The sequence below is a fragment of the Chthonomonas calidirosea T49 genome, from assembly GCF_000427095.1.
Lineage (GTDB): Bacteria > Armatimonadota > Chthonomonadetes > Chthonomonadales > Chthonomonadaceae > Chthonomonas > Chthonomonas calidirosea.
In genome coordinates, this window is the sequence record NC_021487.1 from 2,923,754 (window position 1) to 2,943,046 (window position 19,293).

Annotated in this window: 12 protein-coding genes; 9 read left to right on the forward strand and 3 right to left on the reverse strand. The window is 56.6% G+C overall.

The genetic code is table 11. The features are described 5' to 3' along the window. Window positions 1-60 precede the first annotated feature (60 nt). Together CCALI_RS12315 and CCALI_RS12320 are read right to left on the reverse strand one after the other, a co-directional pair. The gene (locus tag CCALI_RS12315) at window positions 61-318 is read right to left on the reverse strand and encodes a hypothetical protein (RefSeq protein WP_016483802.1); all 258 of its coding nucleotides are present in this window, start codon (window positions 316-318) and stop codon (window positions 61-63) included. A 40-nt stretch (window positions 319-358) separates the two neighbouring features. Beyond that, window positions 359-1,510 (reverse strand): GntR family transcriptional regulator, encoded by a 1,152-nt coding sequence (locus tag CCALI_RS12320; RefSeq protein WP_016483803.1) that lies wholly within the window; start codon window positions 1,508-1,510, stop codon window positions 359-361. 336 nt (window positions 1,511-1,846) lie between these two features. Between CCALI_RS12320 and CCALI_RS16780 the strand changes: the two genes are divergently transcribed. The 7 genes from CCALI_RS16780 to CCALI_RS12350 all read left to right on the forward strand — a co-directional run bounded on the left by CCALI_RS16780 (window position 1,847) and on the right by CCALI_RS12350 (window position 8,708). Next, entirely contained in the window at window positions 1,847-1,978 is a 132-nt protein-coding gene (locus CCALI_RS16780) for a hypothetical protein (protein ID WP_269431613.1), read from the forward strand. 22 nt (window positions 1,979-2,000) lie between these two features. Beyond that, a complete protein-coding gene (locus CCALI_RS12325; RefSeq protein WP_016483804.1) occupies window positions 2,001-2,723 on the forward strand; it encodes an NAD(P)-dependent oxidoreductase in 723 nt (240 codons plus the stop codon). A gap of 29 nt (window positions 2,724-2,752) precedes the next feature. Further along, the gene (locus tag CCALI_RS12330; RefSeq protein ID WP_016483805.1) at window positions 2,753-4,027 is read left to right on the forward strand and encodes a glycoside hydrolase family 140 protein; all 1,275 of its coding nucleotides are present in this window, start codon (window positions 2,753-2,755) and stop codon (window positions 4,025-4,027) included. 249 nt (window positions 4,028-4,276) lie between these two features. Next, window positions 4,277-6,046, forward strand: coding sequence for a GGDEF domain-containing protein (locus CCALI_RS15460; protein ID WP_016483806.1), 1,770 nt, complete (start codon window positions 4,277-4,279; stop codon window positions 6,044-6,046). A 114-nt stretch (window positions 6,047-6,160) separates the two neighbouring features. Beyond that, a complete protein-coding gene (locus tag CCALI_RS12340; RefSeq protein ID WP_016483807.1) occupies window positions 6,161-6,397 on the forward strand; it encodes a hypothetical protein in 237 nt (78 codons plus the stop codon). Between the two features lie 11 nt (window positions 6,398-6,408). Beyond that, window positions 6,409-7,812 carry an amidase gene (locus tag CCALI_RS12345; RefSeq protein WP_016483808.1) on the forward strand — a complete coding sequence of 468 codons (1,404 nt, stop codon included), beginning with the start codon at window positions 6,409-6,411 and terminating at the stop codon, window positions 7,810-7,812. Continuing rightward, window positions 7,809-8,708, forward strand: a complete 900-nt coding sequence (locus tag CCALI_RS12350; RefSeq protein WP_016483809.1) for a S1 domain-containing protein — start codon at window positions 7,809-7,811, stop codon at window positions 8,706-8,708. Before CCALI_RS12345 ends, CCALI_RS12350 begins: the two co-directional genes overlap by 4 nt. Window positions 8,709-8,756: 48 nt before the next feature. Here the strand turns inward: CCALI_RS12350 and hemW are convergent, their stop codons facing one another. Further along, window positions 8,757-9,932 (reverse strand): radical SAM family heme chaperone HemW, encoded by a 1,176-nt coding sequence (gene hemW / locus CCALI_RS12355; protein WP_016483810.1) that lies wholly within the window; start codon window positions 9,930-9,932, stop codon window positions 8,757-8,759. 321 nt (window positions 9,933-10,253) lie between these two features. Between hemW and rpoB the strand changes: the two genes are divergently transcribed. Continuing rightward, window positions 10,254-14,522, forward strand: a complete 4,269-nt coding sequence (gene rpoB / locus CCALI_RS12360; protein ID WP_016483811.1) for a DNA-directed RNA polymerase subunit beta — start codon at window positions 10,254-10,256, stop codon at window positions 14,520-14,522. A gap of 121 nt (window positions 14,523-14,643) precedes the next feature. After that, window positions 14,644-19,272 (forward strand): DNA-directed RNA polymerase subunit beta', encoded by a 4,629-nt coding sequence (locus CCALI_RS12365; protein WP_016483812.1) that lies wholly within the window; start codon window positions 14,644-14,646, stop codon window positions 19,270-19,272. The last annotated feature ends 21 nt before the right edge of the window (window positions 19,273-19,293 follow it).

Genomic DNA, 19,293 nt, shown 5'->3' on the forward strand with positions numbered 1-19,293 from the left:
GACGTTCTAGATTTTTGATCGTCTAACGATTGGTTCTAAAGGTACTCTAGAAAGTACTATTTAGTGGGGTGCTGTGGGAGGTGCGATATACCCTCCATTCGGTATCCCACCGTTGTTCGTTTGAGGGATGTTGCCGTTTTGTGGCGTTACCCCTCCCATTCGCCGTTGAAATTCAGCCGCGACGCTGGGTGGTATCCCCGGTGGTTTCTCGCCGTAGTGCGTCTCGGGCTTTAGCGAACGCCATAGGGCAAAGCCGGCGATGGCCAACACGACGATGATGATAATGGCCGCGGCAACCGGATTTACCTCGGTTTTCATGGTTTCACCTCCTTATTCTGCTTTGGTGTTTCGAGAAGTCTTACGCATCTGCTGAACCTACCCCCTCGCGTGAGAAGTGACGCCGCTTTAGGGAAAGACGGCGATTGCACAGCGGGACCGGCAGCATATAGGTGATCGCGCCCAGGGTTTCTCCCTTCATCAGCGAATAGGCCAACCAGGTCGCCAGTTCGCCTGCCTTGCGGAAGTCGGGAAAGGTTGTTGGAAAAGCCGGATGAAAGTTACGGGCGGGTAAAAGGTTATCGAAGCCGGTTACGGTGATCTCTTCGGGCACTTGCACCCCACGTTCCAGTAATAGCTCGGTAACGCTCATGGCGGCGATGTCCTCAAGCGCGATGAGAGCTGTCGGGGGATGAGGGAGCGCGAGCAGCCTCTCAAGGTGATCCGCATCGAGGTCGGAATGGAAGGCGCTACTTTGAAGCGTCCAAACGTACTCTTCGCGCAAGGGAATGTGCGCCTGGCGCAGGGCATCGCAGTAGCCACGAAACCGCTCCTCCACGGCATAGTGCCGGCAGGCGAAAGGCGCTTCAGGGTCGGGATTCAGGCGCATGATGGCGATTCGCGTATGGCCGGCCCGCAACAGCGTGGTGGTGACGTCGTAGCCGGCATGGTAGTTATCGAACACTACGCGCGGTCGCTTATGTTGAGGGTAAGCGAGATCCACCAGCACGATGGGAAAATCGAGAAACTCGTGATTAAGGTAGTCTTCTGCAAGCTGTTGAGGGGTACGGGTAGTGGGGGACAGCACAATGGCTCCGCATCCCGCTTCGATCATGCGGGCCACTTGTTTGCGTTCGAGGTTGTAGTCATGACAGACGCTGGCCACGAGCACATGGAGGTCGTATCGCCGCGCTGCCTCTTCAACCCCCTCGTAGATGCGCAGCATCAGCTCCGAATCGGTGCTTGGGGAGATATAGCCCAGGAAATGAGGAGGTCGCATCGAGGATGCTCTAGGGGCATCTTCAGCCACGAAACAACCTAGCCCATGTCGGCGTACGATCGCACCTTGCTGTTCGAGAATCCCTAAGGCCGCGAGAATCGTAGAGCGCGAGGCGCGGTACTGCTGTTCCAGCTCCCGAACGGAGGGCAATCGATCGCCTGAGTTCAGGACACCGCTCTCCAGGTAGTCCTTTAGAACAGCCGTTGCGATCTGTTGTGGCAACGAGCGGCGCATAATCGTCGCTATTTCTCCTTCTTATCTTACTGTTCAGAACAGCTCGCTGTTCCGAACAGTCTGACTCTATTATAACATAGGGCATTTGGGGTGTCAACTGATTGCTAAATTTGGGTTGCTGGAACCCCGACAAAAAAGCAGAGAAACAAAAATTTGAGCGATCTAGCGCTTTTAGAAAGCTATGATAGGGACTATAATGTTTTTTTGAATTGTACGCTTATTGGCAATAGTCTGAAGAGAACTAGCATACCATGGTATGGTCTCAAAAATGCATACTGACCTCGTACGCTCTGGTAAGCTCTTTCTCCTAACAACCGGGGCTCTTTCCCTAAACGTATGGTCACGGCAAAACGCGACCTACGGATGGCCGATAAAGCGCTCGTTCGGCGCCTCTATGTCACTGTGCACGGCCAGAGCGTGAGCACTGTGCTGGCGAAGATCGGACTTATGCCAACAGAGGGTTACTGAAAGACACTTCTTCTTGTTCAACATGGAGCGTGCGCCCACAGAAATCGCTCTTGAGGCAGCAAAGGCACGTCGTATTCCTGTGAATCTCACAGGAAGTACCATTGCCGAATCGGTGACGGAACTCGCCTTTGGCTTTATGCTGGCTTTGGCGCGACAACTCCCGCAAGGAGATACTTCGGTAAAAGCCGGGCAGTGGCGACGCTTTGTGGGGGTGGAACTGAAAGGAAAGACGCTAGGGATTGTGGGACTTGGACAGATCGGCAAAACGCTCTGCAGGCGCGCTAAAGCGTTTGAAATGAACGTGATCGCCACAGAAGCTCAACCCGATCTAACCTTTGTAACCTCTTGGGGTGTGGAGCTGCTACCCCTTGAAGCGCTGCTAGAACAAGCCGATTTTGTCTCCTTGCACGTCCCAGTAACCCCACAAACGCAGCGGCTTATCGGCGAGCCGCAACTGCATCGCATGAAGCCGACGGCCTATCTTATCAACACCTCACGAGGTGAGCTTGTAGATGAAGAGGCTCTCTATCAGGCCTTAAAAGAGGGATGGATCGCTGGGGCTGCCTCAGACGTGTTCTCGAAAGAGCCGCCTGGAGAACATCCTCTCCTTTCTCTGCCTAACTTCATTGCGATGCCTCACTGCGGTGGCCAGACCCAAGAGGGATTGCGGCGCATGGGAGAGAGCGTTGCGGAAAACGTGCTCCGCGTGCTGCAGGGACAGGAGCCGCTAAACCGTATCGTCTAAAATCTGCAGAAAGGTGAAATGGATTCATCATGAAATTAAAAGTTAGTGACAACCGCCGATTCCTTATCTATGAAGATGGAACGCCCTTTTTCTATTTAGGCGATACCGCCTGGGAGCTGTTTCATCGCCTTACCTTTGAGGAGGCCAAGCACTATCTGCACGATCGAGCTGTAAAGGGATTTACCGTGATCCAAGCCGTCGTACTCGCGGAGTTCGACGGCCTCAACGAGCCGAATCGCTACGGACATACCCCCCTCCACGGGAACGACCCCACCCAACCGAACGAGGCCTACTTTGCCCATGTTGACCGGGTGGTGCAGTATGCCGAATCGCTGGGCCTTACCATCGGAATGCTGCCCACCTGGGGCGATAAATGGAACAAGAAGTGGGGCGTTGGACCTGAGATCTTTACCCCAGAGAACGCGCGGGTCTATGGGGAGTTTCTTGGCAAACGGTACCAAAATGCACCTATCATCTGGATATTGGGGGGCGATAGGCCGGTGGAAACCGAAGCCCACCGCGCTATTCTGCGCGCTATGGCCGAAGGCCTGTCGAGAGGGGATGCCGGTGCCCATCTACGCACGTTTCACCCCCCTGGCACGCACTCCTCCACCGAGTATTTCCCAGATGAACCCTGGCTGGACTTCCATATGTATCAAACCGGCCATAGCCGCGATAGGGCCACATGGCAACTGATAGCCCAGGACTATGCGCACCAACCCACCAAACCCTGTATGGACGGCGAGCCGGGCTATGAAGACCACCCCATAGACTTCAATCCGCAAAAAGGCTATCTCGATTCAAACGACGTGCGCCGCTTCGCCTACTGGGACCTGTTTTCCGGCGCTTTCGGGCACACCTACGGCTGCCACGCTATTTGGCAGTTTTACGACCCGACACAGCACCCACCTATCAGCTGGGCACGGACAACTTGGCAAGAGGCCATGCATCTGCCCGGAGCTGGCCAGATGCGCCATCTCCGCAAACTCATCGAATCGCGCCCCTTCCTGAGCCGAGTCCCCGATCAAAACCTCCTGGCTGCCGACTCGGACGATCCGCTTCGTCACATCGCCGTCACCCGCGATCGAGAAAATCGCTATGCGCTCTTCTACCTGCCTTACGGTGGACGCCTCGTTGCAAACCTAAGGCCTTTGCCGGAAGAGCGCTTTCTTGCCCAGTGGTTCGATCCGCGCACCGGAATCTATTACCCGCTGGGAGAGCACATCGCGCGCGGCGAGATAGAGTTCGTTGCTCCCTCGGTAGGCAGAGGGGAAGATTGGGTGCTTGTGCTCGATAAGGTTTAACAAGAGTGGGCTCTGCTGACGCCCAAGCCGACATCCTCCTCATCATGCGCTTGCATTCCTTGGTGTAGCGTGCGATGCTAGGGATGCGAGCGCATCAACATAAATATCTTCGCCCGCACTTGTAAAGGTTGCTGAAAAGTGATATAATCCTTTTCAGTCTCCCAGCGTTGTATCAGGGTGACACCGGCATGGCTTTGTTGTATCTGTTGTTTCCGCTGTTCGGGGCTGACGAGGACGGAACTTATCGAAATGAACTTCGATCCACCACAGATGGGGCATGGCTCAACTACTCACGAGGAGTTTCTCGATTCCTCCTCTACCTCCATCGCAAAAACATCTTCCGCTTCGCCCCCAAAAACTGGGCGACGTATGCGCCTTTACGACCTTGTTTTTGGTACAGCCCTTTTGGCGCTTCTCGCCTACGCTCTGCACAAGCCGTTCCATCCCCATGAGTTTGGTGTTTTTGGCATTGCAACCTTACTGCTGCTGTTGGTGAGCTCTCTTCCCCTTGTCGACTCAAACTATCGCCCGTTCACCTTCACCGGTCCAACAGCCTTTGGCCTGGCCATATGGATATCCCCTGGAGTGGCCGCGGCAAGCGCCCTCGCGGCCCATTTCCTGAGGGCGCGGTTTTGGGTAAAAGGGGGAGCCTATCGAGGCTATGCGCGTTTTCAGGGGGGACAACTTGCCTTGGCCTCGCTGGCCATAGCGATTTTTTGGAACCAACTGCCGGTGCACTTCACCCCAAACGACCTCTCGCACGTGCTCTCTTTAGGGTTGCTCGCCGCTTTCATCTTCGTTGGGCTTGAGCTTGCCATGTCGTTTCTCGCTCCGCCACCGCGTGTTAAAAGGGTGGAGATGCGCCGCAATCTGGCAATGAATACCCTTGTGTACAGCGTGGGGCTGCTTCCCATTCTCTTGCTCATTCCTCTCCGGCTTGCCTACGGCCCCATCCTCTGCTTACCTGTTGGCCTGCTCCTGCTGCTAGCTGCCACAACCCTACGCCTTAGTCATGAGGTGAACGGGTTGCATCGTCAGCTTCAGATCGCCGAGGCCTTAGGCCGCGCCGGGCTAAAAGCGGCCGGCTCCGAACGACCAGAACAGCTCCTTGAACGATTTCTTAAGCTCGCTCAAGAGCTTCTCCAGTGCGAGCGTTCCCTCGTTTGGCTGCCGGAAGCGGGAACGGGCGATTTCTATCCGGCCGTTGCCCTTCCCGACAAAGGCCCCTTTGCTGGCCGCAAGTACCACTTCGGAAACGGCCTGGTGGGCCACGCAGCCGCCCGGGTGCGCCCGCGTTTGATTCTCGATGCCGCCACCGACGTCCATCGCGCCCATCATGAGATGGCCTCCGGCTCCTGGATACTCTATCCCATTGTGGTGCGCGAGCAGATACTGGGCGTTGCCCACTGGGTGCGCCCGGCAAGCAATCCCTTTCTCCTTGAGGATTTAGAGCGTCTTGAAGCGCTTATGCCTCTAGCCACCATCGCTCTCGAAAACTTTTTCGTCCACGAGCAGATACGCGTTCAAGCCATCACCGATGGCCTTACAGGCCTCTGGAATCAGCGCCATACCATGGAGCTGCTTCGAGAAGAGCTGCAGCGTGCCGCACGTTACCATCGCACCTTTTCCATTCTTATGCTCGATGTGGATAGTTTCAAGAGCTTTAACGATACCTATGGGCATCTTCAAGGCGATCAGCTCCTACGCAGCATTGCTACGGTGCTGCGCACGAGCGTGCGCTCTGTAGATCATGTGGGGCGCTATGGAGGAGAGGAGTTTCTGGTGATTCTGCCGGAAACCGGCAAGCACGAAGCCTGCTTGCTGGCCGAGCGGCTCCGTGCAGCTGTGGAAGAGTACGGGGTTATTCTTACCGATAGAGGCCCTGTGCGACGTACCATCAGTATTGGAGTGGCCGCCTATCCGGAAGATGCGCTCAACCCCGCCGAGCTGGTTGAACGAGCCGATGAGGCGCTCTACCGCGCAAAACGCGCCGGCAAAAACTGCGTGATCGGGGCATAAGGGAAGATGCCACAGCCTACAAACAAAAATCGAGCCTTCAGCGCAACCCGTCGTGAATTTTTGGCGGCCTCACTCGGCTTGCTAGCCCCACCAAATCGTTCGGAGGAAAGGATAATGTCCTCACAGCCCGCATCGGCTCCGAAGGAGGAGAACAATCAGGAGGATGATATCGCGCTTTTGATTAGACGGCACAACCTCTCGCTAACCGAGGTGCAACGCAGTCTGCTGCCAAAGCAGCTGCAGGAGTTAGAAGATACCATCACAGCGCTCCGCAAATTTCCTCTGCAGGATGGAGCCAGTGAGCCTGCCACGCTTCTCTTGCTTCTTCCTTTGGGCCATCGCCGATCCTGAAAGGCGTTCGCATGGCAGAGATTCCCCTCCACTATCTTAGCGCCGTAGAGTTAGGGAGGCGCCTTCGGGAAAAGAGGCTCTCTTCGGTCGAGCTAACACGTCTTTATCTCGAACGGCTGGAGACGATCGGTCGTTCCTTGAACGCCGTGGCCGAGCTAACGCCAGAACTTGCCCTCTCACAAGCGCGTCAGGCGGATAAGGAGCTTGCCGAAGGCCGCATTCGCAGTCCCTTACATGGCGTTCCCTACGGTGCCAAAGACCTTTTAGCCACTAAAAATATTCCCACTCGGTGGGGATCGCCTGCCCATAAAGACCAGGTTTTCGACTACGATGCCACCGTCATTCGCAAACTGCAGGAGGCCGGCGCGGTGTTGGTTGCCAAACTGAGCCTCATCGAGCTGGCGGGAGGCGGAGGCTACGACATGCCGGCAGCGTCGTTGGATGGGCCTTGTCGCTGTCCGTGGAACCCTAATCGTTGGGCTGGTGGTTCCTCTTCGGGCTCCGGAGCCGCCGTGGGAGCGGGTTTGGTGGGGTTTGCCCTAGGCACAGAGACCTGGGGCAGTATTACGGTTCCTGCCGCTTTCTGTGGCATTAGCGGTTTACGCCCCACCTATGGAAGAGTAAGCCGCCATGGCGCTATGGCGCTCTGTTGGACTCTCGACAAGATCGGCCCTATGGCGCGCTCTGCCGAAGATTGTGGCTTTATTTTGCAGGCGATCGCCGGCCCAGACCCGCTCGATGCCACCTGCGCTCCTATCGGTTTTCGATTCCGGGCTCGTCCGCTTGTGAGCCGTAAATCACACCCGCTTCGACTCGGTGTGCTGCCGCACGATACCTCTAAGGTGCCTGAGGTTCAAAAAGCTTTTGAGGAGGCTTTAGCGGTGTTTCGCAAGCGGAACTTCCATGTGGCAGAGGCCTCCTATCCTCCGGATATCCCCTACAACGCAGCCACGGGGCTTATCGTGGCGGCCGAAGGCTCGGCTGCCTTCGAAGAGCTTATTCGCAGCGAGCGCCTTCAACTCCTGGCCGACCCTCAACAGCAGGCCGGCCTCATTGCCGGACTTTCCGTCTCCGCTGCAGACTATTTGCGCGCCCAACGCGTTCGAAAAAAGGCTATCGAAGCCCTCAACTCGCTCTGGGAGCGCTTCGATCTCCTCATCGCGCCCACACTCCTCACCGTGGCCCCTGAGATCTCCAAACCGCTCAGCGCAAGCACCGAGCCTTGGGGTGGTAACGGAGGGCCAGGCAACTTGGCCGGTTGGCCGTCGCTCTCCATCCCTATGGGTTTCGGCAAGGAGAACCTGCCGCTTGGGCTCGAGATCATCGGCCCGCCCGGCGGCGAACAGACCCTGCTCGCGCTGGGGATGACCTTTCAACAAGAGACCGATTGGCATAGAAAGCATCCGCCGTTATGAAACCCATTGTCTTTTCGTCTCTCTGCCTACTGTTCATCGGTTGGCAAGCGCCTGCCATTGCGCCCTCCTCCGGTGGTAAAACACCGCCGGTCGCCTCGCCAAAGACCACTAAAAAACGCAGCTCCAACATCGTTCAGGGTTCCATCCTCCAGCTGACGGCCGAGATGCTTACCCTCCATGTCGGCGGTGGCACGGAGACGGTGCGTCTCTCCGACCAAACCCACTACTGGCGCAACCGGCAGGCGGTAACTCGTGACGCCTTTAAAGAGGGACAAACGGTTATCGCCCACTTGCGCCGCTTTCATGGCGAGAGCCAACGCCTTGTTGTAGACCTTGCCGATCTCCAAAGTTGGCGCTGGCTCCAGCACCTACGTCGCGACATTGTGGAGGCCACCTTCGAATCCGCTACGGAAGACCAGCTTCAGGTAAGACCAAACGGCACCGGCGCGGATATCACCTATGGACTAAGTAGCGACACTTTGTGGGGCATTAAAGGCTCTCAAGTGCCTGCCAATCCTTTTCACACAGGTGACCAGGTCTGGATCGTTCCCCGCACCCGTTCCGATGGCAGCATGCTGGCGCGCGCCGTGGCCGACACACACCATCAGGCCTTGTTGCTCAAGGAGCAGCTAGCCACCACTCTACGTGGAAAGATCGTAGCTGTGGACAGTCAGGCACACACCTTTGTGCTTCAAACAGAGTTAGGAGAGCGGCGCACACTCAATACGCCGACTCCATCCGATGCTACCCACGAGCGAGCCTCCCGGCTAAAAACGCTAGAGGCGAACGAATTGAAACCGGGGCTTTTGGTGACGGTGCATCTGCAGCACAAACGTGACGGCACCGTGCTGGTACGCAGCGTTACCCTTCAGACCTCTAAGCGCCGCCAAAAGTAGCATGGTGCTTTATCAGAAGCAAACGGTAGAACGGTTGCCATGCAACAGCTACGCCTCGGCGCTGGCCAAAAGCTCTACGATCACCGTATCGGTAATCGGGAGAGCTCTGTCGCTAACGCGCAGTATGTCGCCATGCTGCTCAAGCAAGCCCTGCTGCACAAGCTTTTCTATTCCGCGTTTGTAGCGCTCTAGAGGGTCGAGGCCAAATCGGTCGCGCAGCGCATGAAGCGAGACGCCGGCGCGAAGGCGCAGACCTAGCAGAAGGGTTTCGTCTAGCGCCTCAGGGGGAGCTAGGCACTCCTCTTCCACACAGAGGTTTTCGCCGTTCTTCACCTTTTGCACATAGCGTTTAGGGAGGCGCTCGCGCTTCCAACGCCACCCTCCTAGATAAGAGACGGCTCCTGGGCCTACACCCAAATACTCCTCGTTGTGCCAGTATACAAGGTTATGGCGACATGCAAATCCTGGTAGAGAAAAGTTGCTGATCTCGTAATGGATGTATCCGGCCTGGGTTAGACGTTGCTGGGCATACTCATACATAGTTACAACCGTCTCATCGTCGGGTAAGACCAAACGCCCTCCAACATGGAGCCGTTCGAAGCGAGTCCCTGGCTCAATGGTGAGGGCATAGAGGGAGAGGTGCTCTGGAGCAAGCTGTATGGCCTGTTCAAGGGAGGCTTTCCAAAGAGGCAGAGTCTGGTTCGGAAGTCCAAACATCAGATCGAGGTTCACGTTGGTAAAGCCGGCGGCTCGCGCCGCTTGGTAGGCGTGTACAGCCTCTGTAGTGGTATGGAAGCGATCGAGCGCGGTGAGTAACCCATTGTCGAAGGCCTGTACACCGATGCTAAGGCGGTTGAACCCGAGGGCACGCATGGCAGCGAATTTGGCAACATCGGCCGAGGTAGGGTTGGCTTCGCTGGAGATTTCGGCGTCGGGTAACAGGTGGAAATGGGAGCGGATCGCCGCCATAATCTCCGTAAGCTGTTCAATGCTTAAGAAGGTGGGGGTACCGCCTCCAAAGTAGACGGTGGCAAGCGGGCGTTCGGAAAGCACCTGACCCGCTACACGCTCCTGACTTGCCTTGGCGATGTCGAGGCCGATCGCCTCAACCGTCTCCTTAACCAGAACGCTCTGGGCCGGTTCCACATAGGTATTGAAGTCGCAGTAGGCACAGTGGTGAACGCAGAAAGGGATGTGCACATACAGCGAAAGCGGTTTTATCATTGTCTAGAAAGAACCTCAATACAAAGGATGTACCCTAAGTGAATCCAAACCCGACTTTATTTTGCGATTCTACCTTACGACCATCCTGTTTCGCTGTGGTGTCGCAGAAGGAGCCGCTATGGGTGTTAGGAGGGTGCAAATCGCCTCGGTTCCCACGTATCAATAAGAGAGCGCCTCTCGACATTTGGATAGATAATGCTGCAAGGCGATGTTGACGAAGGCCTAGATCCTGTGATATAATATAGTTTCGTGCGCGGAGCCAGGTTGTCTGCAACCAGTCCTCTGTTTTTCGTCTCCGGCACATTTGTAGGGAGGCTCTTCATGCGAGAGATTCAAGGTCGTGCGAAGCGAACGCGTCATGTCATTGATGTCCCCAACCTCGTCGAGATTCAACTCAACTCCTACCGCTGGTTCCTAGAGGAAGGCCTAAAAGAGCTTTTCGATAGCTTCTCACCCATCTACGATTTTTCAGGAAAGAATTCGCTCTCTCTTGTAGATTTTGTGTTGGGCGAGCCGAAGTACTCGATGGAAGAGTGTCGTGAACGCGATCTCACCTTCGAGTCGCCCATTAAAGCGAAAGTACTGCTTCGTATCTATAGGGATGAGACGAGCGGCCCTGAGGAGATCGAGAGCGAGGTCTATTTGGGCGATCTGCCGCTCATGACGGATAAGGGTACCTTTATTATCAACGGTGCCGAGCGCGTGGTGGTGAGCCAGCTGTCGCGCTCTCCTGGCGTCTATTTTGAAGACTGGCTCGATCTCTCCGGCCAGGTGCTCTTTCGGGCTCGCCTCATTCCTCAAGAGGGGAACTGGCTCGAGGTCGAAACCGATCCGCAACATCAAATTATGGCCCATATTGTTGGGTCGGCCCGCAAAGTTATCCCCCTAACCATGCTGCTGCGCGCGCTGCAGGTGTTTCCCGAGGCCCACGAGCCCATGCACCTTTCGCTCGGCCAAGCAATGGAAAACCTTTGGGTCTATAAGCAGGTAGAGGGCGCCGATGGCAAGGAAGCAGAGAGAGACTATTTCTTCGTCACCCGCTTTGCCGCACCAGTAGTAGCCCCGAACGACATCGTGGCTCAAGTGGACAAAACAACCGGTGAAATTGTCGGCTACACCTCTCAGCAGAGCTCGATAGATTCAAAGCGCTACAAAACCCAAGTGGTCCATGTCGCCGGAGAGATTTTGGCAGAGGAGAACGCCCCGGCGACCTATGAGGTGCTACAGTCTCTTGCGGAGAAGCTCGGCCCCGATTTCGTTGTCGCCCTGTACTCGCCTGTTGGCTCTACAGAGGAGATTCTTCGCGCCTTCTCTACGGTCACCCTCATCGAGAACCCCACGCCTGAACAGCTTGTTGGCCGTCGTCCCGCTACCGATATTTTAGATAAAAAAGGCAAAGTGTTGGTGAGGGCGACGCAGCGCATCCCCGATAAAAACGTAGCCAAAGCTATCGCCGATCTTAAACTCGCCTCTATTGAGGTCTTGGAGGTCAATCCCTACGTGGAGGCCACGCTAGAGCAAGATACCTCCAATACGCCGGAAGAGGCCTTGCTAGAGATCTATCGCAAGCTGAAGCCTGGCGACCCCGTGTCGCTCGAATCGGCCAAAAGCTTGCTGCAGGCGCAGTTTTATGATGTGCGCCGCTACGACCTCGCTCGTGTGGGGCGCTATAAGGTCAACAAAAAGCTTGGCATTCAGCTTGACCTGAAGTGCCGTGTTGTAACGAAGGAAGACCTTGTAGGTATCCTACGTTACATTATCAATCTGAGCGCTGGTGTCGGCTCGACCGACGACATTGACCACCTTGAGAACAAGCGTATCCGCAGCGTAGGCGAGCAGCTGTCTGCGCAGTTGCGCCTCGGCTTTCAACGGATGGAAAAGGTGGTAAAGGAGCGTATGACCGCCTCCGAAAACATTAATCTTCAGTTCGTTATGGCTACTAAGCCGATTAGCGCCAGCATTAAGAGCTTTTTTGGGTCGTCGCAGCTCTCACAGTTTATGGATCAGACCAACCCCTTGGCAGAGCTGGTCTCCAAACGGCGCCTTTCGGCTTTAGGACAGGGTGGGCTGTCGCGCCAAAATGCGAAACTGGAGGTTCGCGACGTCCACCATAGCCACTATGGACGCATCTGCCCCATCGAGACGCCTGAAGGGCCAAACATCGGCCTCATCGGCTCCATGGCGGTGTACGCCCGCGTAGACCAGTTCGGCTTTTTGGAGACGCCCTATCGCAAAGTGATAGATGGGGTGGTTACCGACGAAATCGTGTGGATGACGGCGGATCAGGACCACCGCTACTATATCGCACCCGCCAATATTCCCCTCGATGAAAACGGGCGGATTAAGGATGAGTATGTTCAGGTGCGCTATGAGGATGGCTATCCCACAGTCCATCGCTCTCAAGTGCAGTACATGGATGTAGCCCCTGTTCAGCTGGTCTCCATCGCCACCGCGCTCATCCCGTTTATTGAGAACAACGAGGCCACACGCGCCCTGATGGGAGCTAACATGCAGCGCCAGGCCGTGCCGACGCTTCGCCCTCAGGCCCCGTTGGTAAAAACGGGAATGGAGCGACGGGCAGCTCTCGATTCAGGGGCGGTGGTGCGCGCGCGCCGCAGCGGAGTGGTAACACGCGTGACCTCGGAACAGATTGATGTGACAACCCCCGATGGGCGTGTGGACAGCTACTCTCTGCTTAATATGCTGCGTTCGAACAACTCCACTTGCATCACGCAGCGCCCCATTGTGCGCAAGGGACAGCATGTGCGCCAAGGCCAGGTGCTGACCGATGGCCCTTGCATAGAAAATGGCGAGCTGGCTCTCGGGCAAAACGTGTTGGTAGCTTTTATGCCCTGGGGCGGGTTCAACTTTGAAGATGCCATTCTCATTTCGGAGCGCTTGGTGAAGGACGACGTCTATACCTCGATTCACATCGAGGAGTTCGACACCGAGGCGCGCGACACCAAGCTAGGTCCGGAGGAGATCACGCCCGATATCCCCAACGTGGGCGAAGATGCCCTGCGCGACCTGGATGAGAACGGTATCATTCGCGTGGGGGCCGAAGTTCGGCCGGACGATATCCTGGTAGGCAAGGTGGCGCCAAAAGGGCAGGGAGAGCTGACGGCCGAAGAGCGCCTGATCATCGCGATCTTTGGAAAGAAGGCCGAAGAGACCCGCGATGTCAGCCTGCGCGTTCCCCATGGCAACGGCGGACGCGTGATAGATGTAAAGGTGTTTAGCCGCTATAAGTATCAAGGGGCGCGTGACGGGCGTATCTACAACTTCTGCAAAAGGCCAGAACCCGGCATGCGCGACTCGCAAGATGGCGAGCTGCTTCGCCTTCCGCAAGACGAGCTGCCCGTGGGCGTAAATATGCTGGTGCGAGTCTACGTCGCCCAGAAACGTAAAATCATGGAAGGCGACAAGATGGCAGGGCGCCACGGTAACAAGGGGGTCATCTCCAAGATACTACCCGTGGAGGATATGCCGTTCCTACCGGATGGCACGCCCGTAGACATTGTGCTCAATCCACTTGGCGTGCCCTCGCGTATGAATATCGGCCAGATTCTAGAAACCCATCTGGGCTATGTGGCCCACCATCTGAACTGTAGCTTCGTCAACCCTTCTTTCGAAGGCATGACGGAGAGCGAGATCATCGAGCAGATGGAGATCCTGGGCGCTAAGTTCTGGCGCGAACGGCTGCAGAAATATCTGAACAGCGAGTTACGCCTGTCTGTATCGCTGGATACGGTAGAGCCTTTCAACGAATTTGCAAAAGTCTACCGTGAGGAACACCCGCTGCCCAGCGACGCCACCCAGAACGGTCAAGCCACTCCAGAACAGGCCGAGCAGTCTCGTGCCATCTACGAAGCCTATATTCGTCGCCTGCTAGAGCCAGTGCGCGAGGCGCTGATGGAGAGGTCGGTAGACGACTTAAAACGGCTTTCGCTGCTTTTGGCAGCCGCTGTCACGAACACCGCCTCCCGAGAGGATATGGTAGAGGCCATCGTGCAAAAGATCGAGGAGAACTGTCGAGCGCGTGTGGGATTTGACCCGCATACCGGCAAGTCTTGGGTTCGTGATGGGCTTACCGGTGAAACGTTCGATATGCCGGTGACGGTAGGCGTGATCTACATGCTGAAACTCGCTCACCTGGTGGACGACAAAATCCACGCGCGATCCACAGGGCCTTACTCCCTTGTCACCCAGCAACCGCTTGGAGGCAAGGCGATGTTTGGAGGACAGCGCTTCGGCGAAATGGAGGTGTGGGCGCTCGAAGCCTACGGCGCCGCCTATACCCTGCAAGAGATTCTCACTATCAAGTCCGACGACATTCAGGGGCGCGTAAAAACCTACGAAGCCATCGTAAAAGGCGATACCATTCTGGAGCCTGGCGTGCCCGAGTCGTTTAAAATACTGGTGAATGAGCTCCAAAGCCTTTGCCTGAAAGTCACCGTTTTGAACGATAAGGACGAACCTATTGACCTCAATGCGGGGGATGATGATATCGAGCCAGGTGAAGATCCTGCCAAAGCTGCCGCACGGCGTCAGCAGAGAGCTCTACGCGAACATCCGCGTGATGATTTCTAATAAGTCGCTACAAGCGCACGCAAGAGAGTTCTGGCCCTACCCTGGTCTGTACCGCTAGGGTAGGCCGGAACTCTTTGTCGTCAACGTTTTTGATCGTTACGGTCTGGAGGAAACGTTTCCTATGGCAGATGCCAGCACGTTTGCAAAAATAAAGATCGGGATAGCTTCTCCCGAAGAGATCCGAGCGTGGTCGTATGGCGAGGTGAAGAAGCCGGAGACAATTAACTACCGAACCTTTAAACCGGAGAGGGACGGCCTGTTTTGTGAACGGATCTTCGGCCCCGTTAAGGATTGGGAGTGCCACTGCGGCCGCTATAAAAAGATGAAGTTCAAGGGGGTTATTTGTGAACGCTGCGGCGTGGAGGTAACCCGCAGCAAAGTGCGGCGCGAGCGCATGGGGCATATCGAGCTGGCCGCGCCCGTATGCCATGTGTGGTACCTCAAAGCCGTACCCAGCCCCCTAGGGCTTATTCTCGATATGAGCCCGCGCCATCTGGAGCGTGTGCTCTATTTCCAAGCCTATATTGTGATTGATGTGGACGAGGTGCGCATCGCCGAGAACCTCAGCGAGATACGCGCCGTGGTGGCCGCTGAAGAGGAGAAGATCCGCCAAGAAGGAGCCGAAACCAGAGAGCGGCGCATTCAAGAGTTTAATCGCGAGGTACAGCGCCGGCGCAGCGCAGCCGCCTCGGACGACCCAGAGGTGGCCGCTGAGGGGTGGTCTGAAGAGATCATCGCGCGCAAACGAGCCGATCTCGAGGTGCGGCTGCGTCATGATGAGGAGGATGTGGAGTTTCGTATTCAAGACCTCCGCAACGCCCTGGCCGTCCTTGAAAAGGTGAAACCCCACGACTTGATTACCGAAGATCAGTATCGCGCCCTCGAAAACCTCCAGCAGGTGTTGGCGTATCACTTCGGTGATAACTCATGGTACGAGGTGGTACGGGCAGGTCAGGGAGGGGCGGCCATCAAAGAGCTACTACAACGGATTGACCTCGAACAGCTGAAGCGCGAGCTGCGCCAGGAGGTGGAGAACACCCAAGGCCCTAAACGCGTGCGTGCCACAAAGCGTCTTGAGCTGGTGGAAGCCTTTCTTGCCTCTCGTACTCGACCCGAATGGATGATCCTGGAGGCGGTGCCCGTTATCTCTCCGGAGCTGCGCCCCATGGTCATGCTGGAGGGTGGGCGTTTTGCTGCATCGGACCTGAACGATCTCTATCGTCGTATCATCAACCGCAACAACCGGTTGAAGCGCATTATAGAGATCAGGGCTCCCGAAAGCATCGTAAACCATGAGAAACGCCTGCTTCAAGAGGCCGTTGATGCCCTCATTGATAACAGCCGCCGCCAACGCCCCGTGCTCGGCAGCAACGGTCGGCCCCTGAAGTCCCTTTCCGACATGTTGAAAGGAAAAGAGGGACGCTTTCGCAAGAACCTGTTGGGTAAGCGCGTAGACTACTCGGGGCGTTCGGTTATCGTGGTGGGGCCCCACCTAAAACTGCATCAATGCGGTCTGCCAAAAGAGATGGCGCTTGAGCTGTTTAAGCCGTTCGTTATGAAAACGCTTGTGGAGCACGGCTACACCACCAACATCAAGACGGCCAAGCGCATGATCGAGAAGGCGAAACCCGAAGTTTGGGACGCTCTTGAAGAGGTGATCCGAGAGCATCCGGTGCTTTTGAATAGGGCACCTACCCTGCACCGCTTGGGTATTCAGGCCTTTGAGCCCATTCTCATCGAGGGAAAGGCCATCCAGATTCATCCGCTGGTCTGCTATGCCTTCAATGCCGACTTCGACGGTGACCAGATGGCGGTGCATGTTCCGCTTTCGGCCTATGCCCAAGCGGAGGCGCGCATCCTGATGCTCTCCTCGCACAACCTCTTTAGCCCGGCTCATGGTGGGCCCATTGTGGCTCCCACACAAGATATCGTCTTGGGCTGCTACTACCTCACCATGATGCGCATGCTGAAGGAGGGCGAGGAGCCTAGAAACTATGTTTTCTCATCGCCAGATGAGGCGCTGCTGGCCTATAGCAGCGGCGAGTTGGGGCTGCACGACCCGATTACCCTCAAGATGCCGCGCCCCTTCTACAACGACGGCGACGATACGCCCCAATGGCGACAAGAGGTTGTAGGGCTTGTGAAAGGAAGCGATGGCCAGTGGCGCTACCGAACGGCCGAGGGCTGGCAGGAGGTTCCTCCTGGCAAGCTTCAAGAGGCCATTACCCGTCACTGCACGACGGTAGGTAGGCTGATCTTTAACCAGATTCTGCCCGAGAAGCTAAGATATGCCGATGCCTACCTCTTCAACACCATGAACAAGAGCGCTCTTGCGGAGCTTGTCTCCACGGTCTACGACAAGCATGGCAAAGAGCGATGTGTCCAGTTCTTGGATGAGATGAAGTCGCTCGGCTTCAAGTACGCCATGAAGGGCGGCATCACCATCGCCATGACGGATATGGATAGTCCCAGTGAGCGGGACGAGATCATCCGACGGGCGGAAGAGCGGGTTCGCGAGATCAACCAATCCTACGATATGGGGATGTTGTCTGCCGCCGAAAGAAAACGTCGTGTCCTGGAGGAGTGGCTGCAAGCCTCCGATGATGTGGCCAAAGCCATCATGAAGGATTTCGACGAGCATAACCAGTTTAACCCCATCTACATCATTACCAATAGCGGCGCCCGTGGCTCAACGAAGCAGGTGGCTCAGCTCTCCGGTATGCGCGGCTTGATGACCGACCCCTTTGGAAACCTCATTGAAGACCTGCCCATTAAATCCAACTTCCATGAGGGGCTCAAGGTACTGGAGTTCTTCGTCTCCACACACGGCGCCAGAAAAGGAATGGCCGACACCGCCTTGCGCACCGCCGACGCAGGCTATCTTACCCGCCGCCTGGTGGATGTGTCGCAGGACGTGATCGTGCGCGATAAGGACTGCGGCACCACCGAGGGCATCGAGGTAGAGGAGATCCTCGACGGAACCGAGGTGCTCGAATCGCTGAGCGAGCGTATCCGAGGCCGCTACACACTCTCGGAGATCGAAGACCCCCTGACAGGCGAAATACTCGTTGGCGCCAATGAGGAGATATCCGATGCGGTCGCCAGCCGATTGGAGCAGATTCGAGTGGCGCGTGATACCATCCTCGATGCGGAAACCAAAGAGGTGCTTGCACATGAAGGCGATCTGATGACGGTCGAACAGGCGCAAGAACTGGTGGATCGGGGGGTGACACGCGCACGTGCAAAGCGCGGCGAGCTGGCATCCAACATCTACGAGATCACCCGCTCCCTTAGGGTGTCGGTGCGCTCCGTATTGAACTGTGAGCTGCGTCAGGGTGTTTGCGCTCACTGCTACGGGCGGGATCTGGCCACCGGTCGGCTCGTTGAGATCGGGGTGGCTGTGGGGATTATCGCAGCGCAGTCAATCGGTGAGCCGGGTACGCAGCTCACCATGCGCACGTTCCACACGGGCGGAGTCGCCGGTAAGTACCTTACCGGCGTGGCCAACGTCAAACAGCGCCGTCAATCTACCCTTCGCGAGCTCCATGACGACATCCAGAAGGGCATTGTAAACCTCGAAGAAACGGGTGGCTCCGAGCGAGAGCGGCGCGCCTCCATCCAAGCAATGCTGAAAGTGCTGGAAGATCAGGTGCGCGGGCTTCTGCGTGTCAGTGAGCTTTTCGAGGCGCGTAGTCCTAAAGGACGTGCCATCGTTACCGAGTATGCTGGCGACGTGGTCGCCATACGCAGTGAAGGCGCACGTAAGGTCTACATCCGCTCTGAGGTAGAGCTGCACGAAGATCAGCCGCACTATGGTCTTGGGACAGACCCCATCGCTGGTGAAGACATCTTCGACCCCGAAACAGGCGAGCCAATCGCTAAAATGTGGGAGCCGCTTGCCGATAAGCAGTTACGCAAGATATTTGAGGCGGGCTTGAAGCGGATTAAGGTGCTTCACTCCTACCTCGTGCCCTATCGTGGCGATTTGGCCGTGGAGGAGGGGCAGCATGTGGAGCGTGGTGATCGCCTCACCGATGGTCCGCTAGACCCCCACAAAGTGTTGGAGCTACAAGGCCCGCGCGGCGTGCAGGACTACCTTGTGCGCGAAATACAAGCCGTCTACAAGGCGCAGGGAGTGGACATTAACGACAAGCATATCGAGGTGATCGTGCGGCAGATGCTGCGCAAGCGCAAGGTACGCCATCCAGGCGACACGCGTTTCCTTATCGGTCAGATCGTGGATAAGTTCGTGTTCCAGGATGAAAACGCGCGAGTAAGGAAGTTAGGCCTTCGAGAGGCCACAGCGGATTGGGTGTTGCTGAGCATCACCGATGCCGCGCTTGCGACCGAAAGCTTCCTCTCCGCTGCCTCCTTCCAGAAGACCACGCGCGTGCTGACCGATGCTGCCGTGCGAGGTAAGAAGGACGAGCTGGTGGGCTTGAAAGAGAACGTCATTATCGGACGTCTCATTCCCGCTGGCACGGGCCTCCCGCACTACCGGAGCCTCGAGGTGGCCGCTTCGGATGGCACACCGATCATCATCGAGCCGCCAAAGCGAGAGGCGGAGCGGTTGGCAAAAGCCCTTCCCGAAGAGAGCGCCGAACTTCCCAAAGAGGAACCGGAGCGCTATACCCCCGAGGAGGCTGTTGCTGCTTTGAAGACGGTTGGTGCCCAAGACTCCGAAGACCTTCACGGGGATACAGAACCTGCTGAAGAGTTGCAAGAGGAGCCGAAAGAAGAAGAAAACTAGCTTCGAGCGCATGCAAGAGGA

Coding starts and splice junctions, on each gene's coding strand:
- CCALI_RS12340 (WP_016483807.1), top strand. CDS start 6,161: ATGTCCTCACAGCCCGCATCGGCTCCGAAGGAGGAGAACAATCAGGAG.
- hemW (WP_016483810.1), bottom strand. CDS start 9,932: ATGATAAAACCGCTTTCGCTGTATGTGCACATCCCTTTCTGCGTTCAC.
- CCALI_RS12365 (WP_016483812.1), top strand. CDS start 14,644: ATGGCAGATGCCAGCACGTTTGCAAAAATAAAGATCGGGATAGCTTCT.
- CCALI_RS12325 (WP_016483804.1), top strand. CDS start 2,001: ATGGAGCGTGCGCCCACAGAAATCGCTCTTGAGGCAGCAAAGGCACGT.
- CCALI_RS16780 (WP_269431613.1), top strand. CDS start 1,847: ATGGTCACGGCAAAACGCGACCTACGGATGGCCGATAAAGCGCTCGTT.
- CCALI_RS12345 (WP_016483808.1), top strand. CDS start 6,409: ATGGCAGAGATTCCCCTCCACTATCTTAGCGCCGTAGAGTTAGGGAGG.
- CCALI_RS12315 (WP_016483802.1), bottom strand. CDS start 318: ATGAAAACCGAGGTAAATCCGGTTGCCGCGGCCATTATCATCATCGTC.
- CCALI_RS12320 (WP_016483803.1), bottom strand. CDS start 1,510: ATGCGCCGCTCGTTGCCACAACAGATCGCAACGGCTGTTCTAAAGGAC.
- CCALI_RS15460 (WP_016483806.1), top strand. CDS start 4,277: ATGAACTTCGATCCACCACAGATGGGGCATGGCTCAACTACTCACGAG.
- CCALI_RS12330 (WP_016483805.1), top strand. CDS start 2,753: ATGAAATTAAAAGTTAGTGACAACCGCCGATTCCTTATCTATGAAGAT.
- rpoB (WP_016483811.1), top strand. CDS start 10,254: ATGCGAGAGATTCAAGGTCGTGCGAAGCGAACGCGTCATGTCATTGAT.
- CCALI_RS12350 (WP_016483809.1), top strand. CDS start 7,809: ATGAAACCCATTGTCTTTTCGTCTCTCTGCCTACTGTTCATCGGTTGG.